Annotated in this window: 1 protein-coding gene; it reads left to right on the top strand. The window is 53.6% G+C overall.

Features of this window, described 5'->3' with window-relative positions; all coding sequences use genetic code 11:
• Positions 1-206: 206 nt before the first annotated feature.
• Positions 207-1,393, top strand: a 1,187-nt coding sequence (locus JJU14_RS16615) for a phosphopentomutase (protein WP_228614827.1), incomplete at its 3' end; no start/stop codon positions are given.

Below are 1,393 nucleotides of genomic sequence, written 5' to 3'. Positions count from 1 at the left end.
CAGAGGATTGAAAATCCTCGTGTCGGTGGTTCGATTCCGCCTCTGGGCACCATTCATTCCGTATTTATTATCCCTTACCTGCTTCAGTAGTGCTGTTGTTCGCACCCCTTTGTTTCTTGTTAACACCACTCTCCAAGAAAAATTGATATACTGTGGGCATGTTCCCATGAAGACTGAGTCTGTTACGACCAGCGAAGTGAGGCAGAATGACAAAAGCAGTAATTTTGGTACTGGATAGCTTTGGTATAGGCAGTGCGCCCGATGCCGACCGCTTTGGCGATACCGGCGCCAATACTCTGGCCAGTATTGCTCGGGTGTTCAGTCAACAAAAAGGGCGTCAGCTGGCCTTGCCAAATTTAGCCAGGCTGGGTTTGATTCGTGCTGCCCGGGCAGCGAGTGAGCAAGCTATTTTGGTGGATGATGCCGACCAGCTCCAGGGCGCTTATGGTTATGCCGCAGAGCTCAGCAGTGGTAAAGATACCCCCAGCGGCCATTGGGAAATTGCGGGCGTACCGGTGTTATTTGAATGGGGCTACTTCGAGCAAAAGACTCAAAGCTTTCCAACCGAGCTCATTGAAAAGCTGTGCCGCGAGACTGGCGTGCCCGGGATTTTGGGCAACTGCCATGCGTCGGGGACCGACATTCTGAAAAAGCTCGGTGATGAACACGTTCGTACTGGCATGCCGATTTGCTACACCTCGGCCGACAGTGTGTTTCAGGTGGCCGCCCATGAGCAGCATTTCGGCCTGGAAAAGCTGCTGGATTTTTGCCAGGTGGCTCGCCGTTTGTTGGATGATTACAACATTGGTCGGGTGATTGCCCGTCCTTTTATTGGCGATGGCCCAGACAGTTATGCCCGAACCGGCAATCGGCGTGACTATTCTGTCCTGCCGCCAGCGGCTACTGTGCTGGACAAGCTGACGCAAGCTGGCGGTGAGGTCATCAGCATTGGTAAAATTGCCGATATCTATGCGCATCAGGGCATCAGTAAAGCGGTCAAAGCTACTGGCTTGGCTGCTTTACTCGATACCACGCTCACAGAAATGCAGCAGGCTGGGCCGAACAGCCTGATTTTTACCAATTTGGTCGATTTTGATCAGAACTATGGCCACCGACGCGATCCCGTGGGTTATGGCGAGGCGCTGGAGTATTTTGATGCCAGACTGCCGGAGCTTATCGCTGCCCTGGATTCGGATACCTTGCTGCTGCTGACGGCCGATCATGGCTGCGATCCAACCTGGCCCGGCACCGAGCATACCCGGGAGTTTATCCCTGTGTTGTGCTATCAGCATGGTATGAATGCCATTGAGCTGGGGCAGCGTGACAGCTTTGCCGACATTGGTCAGACTCTGACCGATTGGTATGGCCTGGATGCGATGGACCATGGCCAATC

The sequence above is a fragment of the Alkalimonas sp. genome, from assembly GCF_020831925.1.
GTDB lineage: Bacteria > Pseudomonadota > Gammaproteobacteria > Enterobacterales > Alteromonadaceae > Alkalimonas.
This window is presented reverse-complemented; position numbering and strand designations above follow the sequence as displayed.